Origin of the sequence: Halopseudomonas sp. (assembly GCF_036961105.1) — a bacterium.
Classification (GTDB): domain Bacteria; phylum Pseudomonadota; class Gammaproteobacteria; order Pseudomonadales; family Pseudomonadaceae; genus Halopseudomonas.
Window position 1 is genome coordinate 59,188 of record NZ_JBALWW010000005.1, and the last position, 13,305, is coordinate 72,492.

Consider the following 13,305-nt stretch of genomic DNA (forward strand, 5'->3'; position numbering starts at 1 on the left):
TCAGTGTTTGCGGCGCAGGCGTGCAACCAGCCACCAGATCAGCACGCCCAGTGTCAGCAACAGGGGCACCAGAGCGATGTTGATGAACTTCAGCTGGGTGCCGAGCTTGTCGATATCGGCATTGAGCTTGTAGCGCACATCCCGCAGTTGCTTGCGAATCGCCAACTTCTCGTCGATGAACTGCTGGATGGCATCACGCTGCTCCGCAGTCAGCTCAGTCAACTGGTTGGGGTCCTGGTTCTGTTGCAGTTGGGCCAGGCGCTGGTCGGTCTCGGCAAGCTGCTGTTGCAGGCGTTGCTCGCTGGCGCGGAAGCGGCTTTCGGCATCGCGCTGCAATTTTTCCACCACAGTGAAGGGACGGCTGAAATCCCCCCGCGAGCGCACGCTGATCAGCGCTTCGGAACCGGAAAGGTGGTCCAGCGCATTGATCAAAAAACCACCGTTATCGGCCCAAGGCTGCGGAATGCGCTGGCCAAACAGGTCCTGCACCTGCACCCACATGCGGTCGGTCAGCATGTCGGTATCGGCGACCACCACCACATGAATGTTGTCGGCCTGCTGCAGTCCGGGCTCGTGCCCCTCCACTCCCTGGGGGTAGGCCGAGTTGGCCGGACCATCCAGACGCGCAGCAAAGGTGTAGGTATGTTCATCGGCCTGGAAGCCCTTGAGCAGGTCCTCAGGGTCGCGCAGGTTGGCAAAGGCTTCGCTGGGCATCAGTGTGCTGTCAGCGGTGCTGGTCAGCAGCGGGGTAAATCGGGTTTGCGCGCCATCGGTCGGGATCAGCGCGCCCGCAGTACCCACGGTCAGCAGTTGCAGGGGAGCAGTGATAGTGTCTTCCCGATCGATCTGCGGCGGCTGCACTTCCAGCCAACCGATATGACGCGCCGGCAGTTGGCCCTGACCGCGGCTCACCGACATACCCTGATGCTCGTCGACCACCACCTGTTCGGGGTTGTACTGCACGCCCCAGGCTTTCAACAGCGGACCGAGATCGGAGGATTTGCCATCGGCCATGCCTTCGATCATCGCTTCCATTGCCTGATCGGCTTCGGCATAAGGATCGATAAAGGCCAACAGCTTGCCGCCACGCAGCACAAACTGGTCGACCGCATAGAGCGCCGCCTCGGTCAGCGACTTGGGATGCACCAGTAGCAGGACGCCAATATCCTCGGGGATCTGATCTACATCGTGCTGCAGCTGTTCCACTTCAAACATCTGCTGCATCTGTTCCAGCACCACCCAGGGCGGCGCCGGCTGCTGCGCGTAAGGGGTCATGCCGCCACTCATCGGCAAGCCGGCGATCAGGCCCACCTTGAGCTTCTCGGTTTGCGCGAGAGTACTGACCAGACGGCTCAGCTCGTACTCGAGCATGCCTTCCTGTTCGAGCGCAAAAAACGGAATGATCTCGCGCTCGGCCAGTTCGTTGGTGCCGGCCAGGCCGAAATACAGGGTGTCACCCGTCTGACTGAGCGGAATGCCCTGCAGGCCAAACTCGGCGGCGCGGTCTTCGGCTTCGGAGAACGGCTGCGGATCGATAATGTGCAGACGAATCTGCCCATCGGCCTCGCGCTCATATTCCCTGAGCATCTCCTCCACCCGCTTGGCGTAATTACGCAGCGCTATGTTTTCCTTGCTGGCCTGGTCCGAGAAGAAAAAATACAGATCAATCGGCTCTTCCAGGTCGTCAAGAATCTGCTGAGTGCCCTCGGAGAAGGTGTACAACTTTTGCTCGGTCAGATCGACCCTTGCGCCCGGCAACAAGACATTGGTGGCCATATTGAAGGCAACGAACGCCAGCAGCAGCACCAGCAAACCGGCGCCAGAATAAATTAAACGTTTCATGAATGCTCCTTTGCCTCAATCGGCCTTTTTCAGGTCGATGACAATCGCGGTGGCGAACAACCAGCCAGCCATCAGCGAGAAGAAATACAACAGGTCACGCAGCTCCAGTACGCCGCGACTCAATGCGCTGAAGCGGACCTGGAAGCTGAATGAGGCAATGGCATCCACCAACCACTGGGGCGCCCAGGTGCTGAAGAAATCAAGCACCATGGGGATGCCGGCGGCAATGAACAGGAAACACACCACAACACTGAGAATGAAGGCTATTACCTGGTTCTTGGTAGCCGCCGACAGACAGGAACCTATGGCCAGGTAACCGCCGGCCAGCAACCAACTGCCGATGTAGCCGGTCACTATGGCGCCGTTGTCCGGATCGCCCAGGTAGTTGACTGTGATCACGATGGGAAAGGTGAGCAGCAAGGCAATGCCGACAAACACCCAGGCCGCGAGGAACTTGCCCAGCACCATGGCGGTGCGTGATACCGGCAGAGTCATCAGCAGCTCGATGGTCCCGGACTTGCGCTCCTCGGCCCACAGACGCATGGCAATCGCCGGCACCAGAAACAGGTAGAGCCAGGAGTGGAAGGAGAAGAAGGCGTTGAGATCGGCCTGACCAGCAGTATAGAAACCACCCAGATCGAAGGTGAACAGCGCCGAGAGGACCAGAAAGATAACGATGAAAATGTAGGCCAGCGGGGTGGCGAAATAGCTGCCCAGCTCGCGCTTGAAAATGACGCCCAAAGTGCTCATGCCGCCTCCCCTGACGTCAGGCCACGAAATACATCGTCGAGACGACCTCGCTCAACCGAAAGCTCAATCACCGGCCAGTGCTGATCCCTTGCCAGTTGGCTCACCGCGGGCAGAATCACCTCACCCGGTTTGGCCAGCACTGTCAGCTGTTGACCTTCCCGCTGGCTTTCCACCGCGAGTACGCCGGGTAGTTGCTGCAATTGCTGGGTCTCGACCGGCTGAGCCAGGGACAGGGTGACCGCCTGGTGGTAGCGCGAGCGCGCTTCCAGCTCCTCCGGCGTGCCATCTGCCAGCAGGCGACCGCGGCCGATGATCACGGCGCGCGAACACACCGCACTGACCTCTTCAAGAATATGCGTGGAAATCACCACTATCTTGTTGCTGCCTTCAGCCAGTTGCTGGATCAGATGACGCACATGGTGCTTCTGATTAGGGTCCAGACCATCGGTGGGTTCATCCAGGATCAGCACCTGCGGGTCATGCAGAATCGCCTGAGCCAGCCCCACGCGGCGCTTGAAGCCCTTCGACAGGGTTTCGATACGTTGCCCCAGCACCGACTGCAGCTCTACCTGCTCGACTGCGCGGGCCACACGCTGATGCTTCTCGGCGCCGCTGAAGCCACGCACCGACGCGATGAATTCGAGGAAACCCTTGACGCGCATATCACCGTAACAGGGCGCCCCTTCCGGCAGATAACCCATCTGCTGCTGCGCTTGCAATATCTGCGACTGCACATCGAACCCGCAGACCGAGGCACTGCCGCCATCGGGCGTCAGGAAGCCGGTGAGCATCTTCATGGTGGTGGATTTGCCGGCGCCGTTCGGGCCGAGGAAGCCGAGTACTTCTCCCGGCTTGACGTCAAAGGACAGACTGTCGACGGCGAGGTGTTCGCCGAAGCGTTTCGTCAGGCTATTTATACTGATCATGCCTTTTATTATTCCCCCAAATGATAGGTCGCAACGTGCCCGTGGGCATTGGTTGCCAGGCACTCGCTTTTCTCCAGGTTGAACGCGAAGACATAGACTCTGGCTCTGTGCGCTGGTTCACACTTGCCCCTGTGTGTGACCTGCGGCCGGTTGTCGCAGCCGTAATTCGATTCCATTACCCGGAGCGCGTTGCGCTCAAGGCAGTGACTATATGAATCCGCTGGACGCATTTCAAGCAAGGATATGCTGGCCTTCCCGGCGGTCGCGCATGTGCCGGGCTGCTACTCCCGCGCAAACAGGCTAGAATTCGTGCCAATACCCCCTGACAGCTGGCTGTCAGCGATTCACCTGCCTTGAGAAGAATATGTCCGCTGCCTACTCCTCCGTTTTTGGTCGCCTGCGTTTTGGTCTGGCCAGGCGCCTGCTTTATCTCTGGGCAAAGTCCAAAAGCATCGGCAACCCAGCGTGCGATCTGCAGCTCGACCCGCTCAAGCCGGTCATTTATGTGCTGCCCTATCGTTCACTTTCCGATCTGATTGTGGCGGATCGCGAATGCGTCAAGGCCGGCTTGCCGCGCCCCGTCAGGCCACCCAGAGCGCCACTGGCACAGGAAGATTCCTACGTATTTCTGAGCAGTGAACGCTCCTGGGTCGGGCGTCCCGACCCGCGGCGCCAATCCCCACGCATGGGGCAGATTCTGGATGCGGTAGAAGAAGGTCAGGATGAAGTGCAGTTGGTGCCTATCACCGTGTTCTGGGGGCTTTCACCGGATGCCGAGTCCTCGGCGATCAAATTGCTCTTTGCCTACAACTGGGTCGGGGGGCGGCTACGCAAGCTACTGGCCATAGTGCTGCATGGCCGCAGCGTACGCGTGCACTTTGGTAAAAGCATGTCGTTGCAGGCACTCACTGCACCCGAGCCAGATCACGAGCGCCACCTGCGCCGGGTCAATCGCCTGCTGCGGGTGCATTTTCGCCACCAGCGCGCTGCGGTGGTCGGCCCCGAGCTGGCCCACCGTCGCACCCTGCTCAAGGGTCTGTTGCATGCTCCGATGGTAAAGGAAGCCATTCGCCGGGAGTCAGCCGAAAACAATATCACCCACGCCAAGGCGCAAACGCTGGCGGCGCGCTACGCCGATGAAATCGCGTCCGATTTCACCTACAGCATCATTCGCTTTCTCGAGGTGGTCCTCTCCTGGTTCTGGAACAAGCTGTACGACGGCGTCAAGGTCAACCATGTCAAACGTGTGCAGGATATCGCCCGCGGTAACGAGATCATCTATGTACCCTGCCACCGCAGCCACATCGACTATCTGCTGCTTTCCTACCTGCTGTTGCGCAATAACCTGACGCCGCCGCACATCGCCGCCGGCATCAACCTCAATATGCCGGTGATTGGCGGCATACTGCGCCGAGGCGGCGCCTTTTTCATGCGCCGCAGCTTCAAGGGCAATCAGCTCTACACCGCCGTTTTCAACGAATATCTGCACACGCTGTTCAGTCGCGGCTTTCCGGTGGAGTATTTCATTGAAGGTGGCCGTTCACGCACTGGTCGCATGCTCAGCCCCAAAACCGGCATGCTGGCCATCACGCTACGCAGTTTCCTGCGCTCCTCGCGCCGGCCGATCGTTTTCGTCCCCGTGTATATCGGCTACGAGCGGGTACTGGAAGGCCGCACCTATCTGGGCGAGTTGCGCGGCAAGACCAAGAAGAAGGAATCAATCTTTGATCTGTTCCGGGTGATCTCTGCCCTCAAGCTGCGCTTTGGCGAAGTTGCAGTCAATTTTGGCGAGCCCCTGGCGCTGGCCGACTTTCTTGATCACCAGCAGCCCGGGTGGCATGAGCAACCGCTTGGGCCCGACTACCGTCCGCCATGGCTGAACGAAACAACCAACCAGCTGGCTCGCAAGCTGACCAGCGCCATCAGCGCTGCGGCGGACGTCAACCCGGTCAACCTGGTGGCACTGGCCATGCTTTCTACCGCACGTCTGGCACTGGACGAAACCTCGCTGGCAAAAGTCCTCGACCGCTACGCCGCGCTGCTACGGCAGGTGCCTTACAGCGACAGCGTGACCCTACCCGAGATGGATGGGCAGGCAATGATCAAGCATGTGGAAGGCATGCAGATGATCCAGCGCCAGTCCGACGCCCTCGGCGAAATCATGGTACTGGACGAGCCACAAGCGGTGCTGATGACCTACTACCGCAACAACATTCTGCATTTGGTGGTGTTGCCAGCCTTGATTGCCTGCCTGTTTCAGAACAACCCGCGCATGAACCGTTCACAAATCGAGCGGTTGATTCTGGGCATCTACCCCTACCTGCAGGGCGAGCTTTTCCTGCAATGGGAGGAAGAGCAACTGCCGCAGGTGATCCAGACCTGGGTCGACAGCCTGGTGGCACAGGGTCTGTTGCGCGAGGAGGATGGTCAGATTCACCGCCCCGATCTCAGCTCAGGCGAGTTCGTCATGCTCAGCCTGCTATCGCGCAGCATCATCCAGATTCTCGAGCGTTTCTACATGGCTTCGGCGCTGCTGCTGAACTTCCCCAATGGCAGCCAGACCGCAGAGCAACTGGAAGCCCTGTGTACGGTCATGGCACAGCGTCTGTCGATCCTGCACGGCCTGAATGCGCCCGAGTTTTTCGACAAGACCCTGTTCCGCCAGTTTATTCAGCGCCTGATCGATCTGCGCGTCGTACGACCGGATGAAGCAGGCCGCCTGCATTATGTGGCGGGATTGGAAGACATTGCCGAGAACATTGCCAAACGCGTGCTGAGCGCCGAAATTCGCCTGTCGATCCGCCAGGTGGCGCGAACATCGAAGGCGGACTGAAGGTTATTCCAGACGCTTCTTGCCGTAGATATCGTAGCGGCTGGACTGGCCTTTCATTTCAGCGCTGGGCGCCTGCCCGGCGATTGCCGGCGCCTTGCGCGGACGCTTGACCACCACCCGATGGCTGGCCAGCTGCAGCGCCGCAGCCAGCAGCTCGGGGGCGTCATCATCGTTGCCCGCCAGCGGTCGGAACAGACGCATCTCCTTTTTCACCTGAGCTGATTTTTCCCGGTGGGGAAACATCGGATCCAGATGAATGACCTGCGGCACTGGGCCATCCCAATTGCGCAGCGCCGCGATGGCATCGCACTGGATAAGCTGCATGCGCGCGGCAATCTCGGCCACCTCGCCACCCGCCGCACGGGCACGCAGCAGGCCGTCCTGCAATAGCGCGGCAATCACTGGCTGGCGTTCCAGCAAGGTCACTTCGCAGCCCAGCGAGGCCATGACGAAAGCATCGCGCCCCAGACCCGCGGTAGCATCCAGAATGCTCGGGCGTATCGCCCCGCGAATCCCTACGGCACGGGCCACCATTTGCCCGGCGCCACCGCCAAACTGTCGCCTGTGAGCCAGCGCGCCGGTAACAAAGTCGACCCGCACATCGCCCGTGGCTGCCGCACCCGGCACATCTGCCACAGTACTGCGCAGGCTCAGACCCTGTTCATCCAGGCTGAGCAACAGCGGCGCCTGCGGGCTGTCGGACAGCTGCAGCGGCAGCGCCAGCCGCAACGCCAACGCCGCTGCCGCCTGCTCATGTCCAGCTGCGCCCACTACTGCCAGGGGCGTTACGTCTTGCTGCAGATTCATATGCCGAGGGTCTCAGCCAGTTGTTCAATGATTGTCAAAACAGGCCCACCTGCTGTGGCTGCTGCGCAGCCTCCACTTCGCCAGGCCAGATCGGCACGCCTGGCAGCGAGGGTACCTGCTGGTGAAGCTGCCGGTGGAAATCCCGCGCCAGCTCCGGTGCCAGCCGATTGTCTGGCGTATGCATGAACAGCAAGGGTCGATACCCCGCCGCGAGCCATTGCACGCATTTGCCCAGCCAGGGCTGCAATGCCTGCAGGTTGGCCTGGTTATCCATGCCACCGACAAAGCGCACGCTAGGTTGCCCGCTCAGCGCCACCGCATGCACCGGCAGACGTGGCTTGCGCTCCTTGGCTTCGAGGGTGGCAGCGCTGGTATCAGCGCTGGCAAACAGCGCCCTGGTGTCAAAGATGATGCGCTCGATGCCGCGCTGGTGCAGTTGGCGATTGAACTCTTGCTCAGTCGCATCCTTGCGAAAGAAATCGATATGCCGCACTTCCACCGCATAATCGAATTCGCCAGGCAGCGCATCCAGAAAGGCTAACAACTCGGCCATGCCGGCGGGCCCAAAACGCTGCGGCAACTGCAGCCAGATGGGCCCTAGACGTTGCTCGAGCGGCGCCATGCGGGAGAAGAATAATTGCAGGGACGCACTGTGCGCATCAAGGCGAGCGCCATGGCTTACTTCGCGAGGCAGTTTGGCGCAGAAGCGAAAATCGGCCGGCATCAACTCCGCCCAGCGCGCCACACGCTCGGCGCTGGGGAGTGAGTAGAAGGTGGTGTTGCCCTCGACCGCACCGAATACGCTGCAGTACTGCGCCAGGCGCTGGTCAGCATCGCTGTCGCTGGTGTAGAGCGCACGCTGCCAGGCCGGCTCAGACCATTGAGTACAACCCAGACGCAGAGGGGATGGTTTCAGCAACGCCACCGATCAGGCGAACAGATCGATGCCGGCGATGTAGTCGGACTCGCCATCGACCGGCAGATTCGCAGTCGCTTCGTAGCTGGCCAGCGCCTGGTTACTGTAGCCGTAAACCGGCTGCTGGGTTTCGCGCCGCGCCGGAATATACTCGGCATTGGCAGCGGTAGCATTGACCGAGCGCGTGGTCAGCGCACGGCTGGCAGATACGGTGGCGGCCTGTTCAGCAGCAGTCGAGCGCGCAGAATCCACCGGCGCGGCGCTGGACACGCTACGGTTGCTGCGCTCGGGGAGCGTAGGGTATGGATTCAGGCCATCAAGACGCAATTCGGGATCTCCGCTGTCAAGGCGCTCAGATTAGCGCTGAGCCTTGGGCGTGGCAACCTTGTCACGCAAATAGACTGGCTGCGCATCGGCGGCGTCAAGGACCTCTCCGGCCTGCCAGCGCGGCAATGCCAGCGTGAGCAAGTCGCGCGCATCCGGCAGCATTTCAGGCCAGCATTCATCAGCCTTTGCGGCCAGTCGTTCGGCATATTGCCAACCCGTACCTGCGCCCACCAGAGGGCGCTCAGCGGGCTGTGGAGGTAGCTCCACTTGTTCGGGTGCACATACCCGCTCGTCGGAAAGTGGCAGCATGACACCACCACTCAGCCCGAATACGCCCCAGTAAACCTCATCCATGCGCGCGTCTATCGCCGCCGCAACGTATTCTGCCTGGTGTTCGCGCCAGGCGCGCTGCGCCAGCGCCGCCAGGTTGGAAACGGCAATCACCGGTTTGCCACTGGCAAAGGCCAAGCCCTGCACCATGCCGGTAGCAATACGCACCCCGGTAAAGGCACCGGGGCCGCGCCCGAAGACCAGCGCATCCACCTGGCCCAGTGCTATGCCGCGTTCGCGCATCAGCTCCTCCAGCATGGGTAGCAGCCGCCGCGCATGCTCGCGTGGTATCACTTCGCTGCGATACACCACTTCACCCTCATGCAGCAGGGCTGCAGAGCAGGCTTCGGTCGCGGTATCCAGGGCTAGCAATGTGGTCATGGGAGTCCAGGGCGATTGGGTAGGGCGGGAATTGTACCCAAACAAAAAGACCCGTGCGACACCAGGTCAGCACGGGCCTTCTGCGCAGCTCAAGATCAGCTCAGTGCGGCAAGCACCTTGGCGGTGATCTGCTCGACAGTACCCACACCTTCTACCTTGGAGCACTTGGGCGCGCCCTTAGCGGCGGCCAGTTGCTTGTAGAACTCGACCAGTGGTTTGGTCTGGGTGTGGTAGACCTGCAGACGCTTGCGTACGGTCTCTTCCTTGTCGTCTTCACGCTGGATCAGCTCTTCGCCAGTCACATTATCCTTGCCCGCAACCTGCGGCGGATTGTGATCAACGTGATAAATACGACCTGAACCCGGATGCACGCGGCGACCGGAAAGACGAGCAACGATCTCTTCGTCGGCCACAGCGATTTCCAGCACGTGATCCAGCTCGATGCCGGCCTCTACCAGCGCTTCGGCCTGCGGAATGGTGCGCGGGAAGCCATCGAACAGAAAACCGTTGGCACAGTCTTCCTGAGTGATGCGCTCTTTGATCAGCCCTATGATCAGGTCATCGGAAACCAGTCCGCCGCTGTCCATCACTTCCTTTACCTGCTTGCCCAGGTCGGTGCCGGCCTTGACTGCTGCACGCAGCATGTCGCCGGTGGAAATCTGCGGAATACCGAAGCGCTCACAGATGAACTGAGCCTGGGTACCCTTGCCCGCACCGGGGGCGCCTAACAGGATAACTCGCATGATTTACTCCTCGTCTAACTGAAACCGCGCCAGCGCCGGTAACCGACGGCACACTGGCAGAGGACAGGCGCGCAGGCCGTCACAAAAAATTCGTTTGACCCACGCACGGGAGGGCAAAAGGGCGTTCAACATACACGCACGTGCAAACATGCACAAGCCGGACCATTGTCGCACCCAGGCAAGCCTATGAAAGCATTGACTAAGCGGCCCACCAGCGAGGGAAATGGCAACCGCTTTGCTGCTCTCGCTCAGCCGGTATTACGCATGCCCGCGGCGATCCCCGCAACCGTCACCAGCAGCGCCCGCTCCAGGTCCGGATCTATGCTTTCGCCTTGCGCCCGGGTGCGCGCCATCAGCTCGGCCTGCAGCAAATGCAGGGGATCGGTATAGGGATTGCGCACGGCCACCGATTCGCCAAGCGATGGATTGTGCGCCAGCAGCACCTGGGTGCCACGCAGTTCAAGGATTACCTGGGTGGCCTGCTCCAGCGCGGCACGCAGCTTCTCACCCAGCGGCCAGAGCTCGGGACTGGCCAACCGCTGCTCGTAGAAGCGTGAAATACCGGCGTCGGCCTTGGACAGCACCATCTCCAGCATTTCAATCCGCGCCAGAAAGAACGGCCAGCGCGCCATCATTTCCTGCAACATGGCGTCTTCACCGGCATCCAGCGCCTCTTGCAGAGCCTGCCCCGCTCCCAACCAGGCGGGCAACATCAGACGCGTCTGCGTCCAGGCAAAGATCCAGGGTATGGCGCGCAGGGTTTCGATACCGCCCTGACTGCGGCGCTTGGCTGGACGGCTGCCCAGGGGCAAGCGTGCCAATTCCTGCTCGGGGGTGGCCTGGCGGAAGTACTCGACGAACTGAGGCTCCTCGCGCACCACCCCGCGATACACCGTCACCGAGCGATCGGCCAGGCGCTGCATCAGCTCACGCCAGGCCGGCTCTGGCGCCGGCGGCGGCAGCAGGCTGGCTTCCAGTACGGCACTGGCGTACAGCTGCAGGCTCTGGATAGCGATGCCGGGCAAACCGAATTTGAAACGAATCATCTCGCCCTGCTCGGTTACCCGCAGTTGCCCCTGCACCGAGCCCGGCGGCTGGGACAGAATCGCCATGTGCGCCGGTGCACCGCCACGGCCGACAGTGCCGCCGCGGCCATGGAACAAGCGCAGGTGAACGCCATGCTGCTGACAGACCTTTACCAGGGCTTCCTGGGCACGATACTGAGCCCAGCCGGCCGCCAGGGTGCCGGCATCCTTGGCCGAGTCGGAATAACCTATCATCACCTCCTGCTCATCCCCTACCAGCGCGCGATAGTCCTGCAGCGACAACAGGCGGTCGATGGCGTCGGCGGCATGATCCAAGTCTGCCAGTGTTTCAAACAGCGGCGCCACGCGCATCGGCCACTGCACGCCGGTTTCCTTCAACAGCAGCTTGACCGCCAGCACATCGGAGGGATGTGAGGCCATGGAGATAACATAGGAGCCCAGCATCAGCTGCGGCTGGCTGGCCACCACGCGGCAGGTAGCCAGGACCTCTGCCACCTCCGCGCTGGGTTGCCAGGCGCCAGGCAATAGCGGCCGACGGCTGTGCAACTCCTGCAACAGAAAATCGCAGCGAGCCTGTTCATCCCAATGCGCGTAATCGCCCAGGTCCAGGTACTGAGTCAGCTCGCTGAATACGGCGGCATGCCGCGCGGCGTCCTGGCGTATGTCCAGCTTCACCAGCCCCAGGCCAAAGGCATTGACCCGACGCAGGGTATCCAACAATGGGCCGTGGGCGATACGCCGCATGCCCAGGTCCACCAGCGATTGATAGCAGGCCTCCAGCGGATCGCGCAGCTCCTCCAGGCTCTGCAACACGACGGCGTCAGGCGCGACCTCCTCGCTCAACGCCGCCTTGGCCCATTCACGGGTGGCAAGCAAGCGCGCCTTGAGCTGCTTGAGCACCGCCCGGTAGGGTTCGGCGGCGTCGCCGGCCAGCGCGCGCAAGGCATCGGTTGCGGCGTGCATGGACAGATCATTGGCCAGCGCGTCGATGTCACGCAGGTAGAGATCGGCGGCCATCCAGCGCCCCAGCAGCAATACCTCACGGGTCACCGGAGCAGTTACATTGGGGTTGCCATCCCGATCACCGCCCATCCAGGACGCGATGCGCACCGGCGCGGCGCGCAGTTGCAAATGCTCACCCGTCGCCGCGAAGGTATCGGCATCAAAGCGGCGCAGGAACTGTGGCAGCGCCTGCCAGAGCGAGTGTTCGATTACCGCAAAGCCCCATTTGGCCTCATCCACCGGTGTCGGGCGGTGATGCCGAATCTCATCGGTGTGCCAGGCCTCACTGATCAACCGGGCCAGGTCCTGGCGTACGGCCTCACGTTCGGCATCGGTAAGGTCGTCATGATCGCTCCGCGCCAGCGCCTCGGCAATGGCGTCGTACTTCTGGATCAGCGTACGCCGGGTGACCTCGGTCGGATGCGCGGTGAGTACCAGCTCGATATCCAGGGTGTTGATCTGCTGCATGATGCGCTCGGAGCTGAAACCCTCGGCCTGCAGACGGCTGAGCAACTCGCTGACGCAGCGCATTTCGAACGCCAGCGGCTCATCGGCAAGCCGGCGCCGAATGCGGTGATGCTGCTCGGCAATGTTGGCCAGATTGAGGAACTGATTGAAGGCTCGGCAAACCGGCAGCAGCTGGTTGTCGGGCAGATCCTGCAGTGCCGCCAGCAGCTCTTCGTGGGCGGCGCTGTCCTGCTTGCGGCCCTGCTTGGCGCCCAGCCGGATGCGCTCTATACGCTCAAGGAAATCCGCGCCCAGGTGGGCCTGAATGGTTTGCCCCAATAGCGTGCCCAGATGGTGCACGTCTTCGCGCAGGCGAGCATCGATTTCAGTCATACAGATTCCTCCAGCCGAGTGGACTCACAGCATGCGATGCAACAAAGAGGCTGACAAGGGGTCAAGAGTAGTAAGGGCGGTGCACAATTCAGCCAAGATTGGCTGACACCGCCGGCATCGGTCGTTATCGACTATGCTGAATTTGTCGCCACAAGCGAACTTGAAGACATCAGGGGGAAACATGAAGATCCGTGAACTCACCCAGAACTGGGAAAACACCGCCAAGGGCCGGGTTACCCGCAACAGTTACAAGGTCAAGCTCTGCCTGGAAGACGCAGCCCGCCTGGCCGCACTGCAGGAAATGTATCCCAAGCGGCGAGTGGAGGATCTGATCACCGATCTGCTCAGCGCAGCATTGGAGGAGTTGGAAGCCAGTTTGCCGTATCAGGCAGGCAGCGAGGTGATTTCCCGCGATGAAATGGGCGATCCGCTCTATCAGGATGTCGGCCCAACGCCTCGCTATCTGGCGCTCAGCCGTAAACACCTGCAACAGCTGATTGAACAGCAACAGGGCGTGCAGCACTGACCGGATTAGTGAAACCTGCTACCTGTGCTATAAAGG

General features: G+C 61.2%; 11 protein-coding genes. 2 read left to right on the top strand and 9 right to left on the bottom strand.

Features of this window, described 5'->3' with window-relative positions:
• From V7756_RS07560 to V7756_RS07570, 3 genes are read right to left on the bottom strand one after another with little or no spacing between them, the layout of a single operon-like run.
• The gene (locus tag V7756_RS07560) at positions 1–1,842 is read right to left on the bottom strand and encodes a Gldg family protein (protein WP_335609542.1); all 1,842 of its coding nucleotides are present in this window, start codon (positions 1,840–1,842) and stop codon (positions 1–3) included.
• Positions 1,843–1,857: 15 nt separating this feature from the next.
• On the bottom strand, positions 1,858–2,592 hold the full coding sequence (locus V7756_RS07565; RefSeq protein WP_335609543.1) for an ABC transporter permease: 735 nt from the start codon (positions 2,590–2,592) through the stop codon (positions 1,858–1,860).
• Complete coding sequence (locus V7756_RS07570) at positions 2,589–3,518, bottom strand: ABC transporter ATP-binding protein (protein ID WP_335609544.1); 930 nt, start codon at positions 3,516–3,518, stop codon at positions 2,589–2,591. Before V7756_RS07570 ends, V7756_RS07565 begins: the two co-directional genes overlap by 4 nt.
• 364 nt (positions 3,519–3,882) lie before the next feature.
• Between V7756_RS07570 and plsB the strand changes: the two genes are divergently transcribed.
• Positions 3,883–6,351: a glycerol-3-phosphate 1-O-acyltransferase PlsB gene (plsB, locus tag V7756_RS07575; RefSeq protein ID WP_335609545.1), complete on the top strand. Its 2,469-nt coding sequence runs from the start codon at positions 3,883–3,885 to the stop codon at positions 6,349–6,351.
• A 3-nt stretch (positions 6,352–6,354) separates the two neighbouring features.
• Here the strand turns inward: plsB and V7756_RS07580 are convergent, their stop codons facing one another.
• From V7756_RS07580 to ppc, 6 genes are all read right to left on the bottom strand, one after another.
• Positions 6,355–7,158 carry a class I SAM-dependent methyltransferase gene (locus tag V7756_RS07580; RefSeq protein WP_335609546.1) on the bottom strand — a complete coding sequence of 268 codons (804 nt, stop codon included), beginning with the start codon at positions 7,156–7,158 and terminating at the stop codon, positions 6,355–6,357.
• Between the two features lie 34 nt (positions 7,159–7,192).
• Positions 7,193–8,077: a DUF72 domain-containing protein gene (locus tag V7756_RS07585; protein WP_335609547.1), complete on the bottom strand. Its 885-nt coding sequence runs from the start codon at positions 8,075–8,077 to the stop codon at positions 7,193–7,195.
• Positions 8,078–8,086: 9 nt separating this feature from the next.
• A complete protein-coding gene (locus tag V7756_RS07590) occupies positions 8,087–8,401 on the bottom strand; it encodes a hypothetical protein (protein WP_335609548.1) in 315 nt (104 codons plus the stop codon).
• A 30-nt stretch (positions 8,402–8,431) separates the two neighbouring features.
• Positions 8,432–9,112: a tRNA (adenosine(37)-N6)-threonylcarbamoyltransferase complex dimerization subunit type 1 TsaB gene (gene tsaB / locus V7756_RS07595; RefSeq protein ID WP_335609549.1), complete on the bottom strand. Its 681-nt coding sequence runs from the start codon at positions 9,110–9,112 to the stop codon at positions 8,432–8,434.
• 95 nt (positions 9,113–9,207) lie between these two features.
• The gene (gene adk / locus V7756_RS07600; protein WP_335609550.1) at positions 9,208–9,855 is read right to left on the bottom strand and encodes an adenylate kinase; all 648 of its coding nucleotides are present in this window, start codon (positions 9,853–9,855) and stop codon (positions 9,208–9,210) included.
• 248 nt (positions 9,856–10,103) lie between these two features.
• Positions 10,104–12,743: a phosphoenolpyruvate carboxylase gene (gene ppc / locus V7756_RS07605; RefSeq protein ID WP_335609551.1), complete on the bottom strand. Its 2,640-nt coding sequence runs from the start codon at positions 12,741–12,743 to the stop codon at positions 10,104–10,106.
• A gap of 181 nt (positions 12,744–12,924) precedes the next feature.
• Between ppc and V7756_RS07610 the strand changes: the two genes are divergently transcribed.
• A complete protein-coding gene (locus V7756_RS07610) occupies positions 12,925–13,269 on the top strand; it encodes a pilin assembly protein (RefSeq protein WP_335609552.1) in 345 nt (114 codons plus the stop codon).
• The last annotated feature ends 36 nt before the right edge of the window (positions 13,270–13,305 follow it).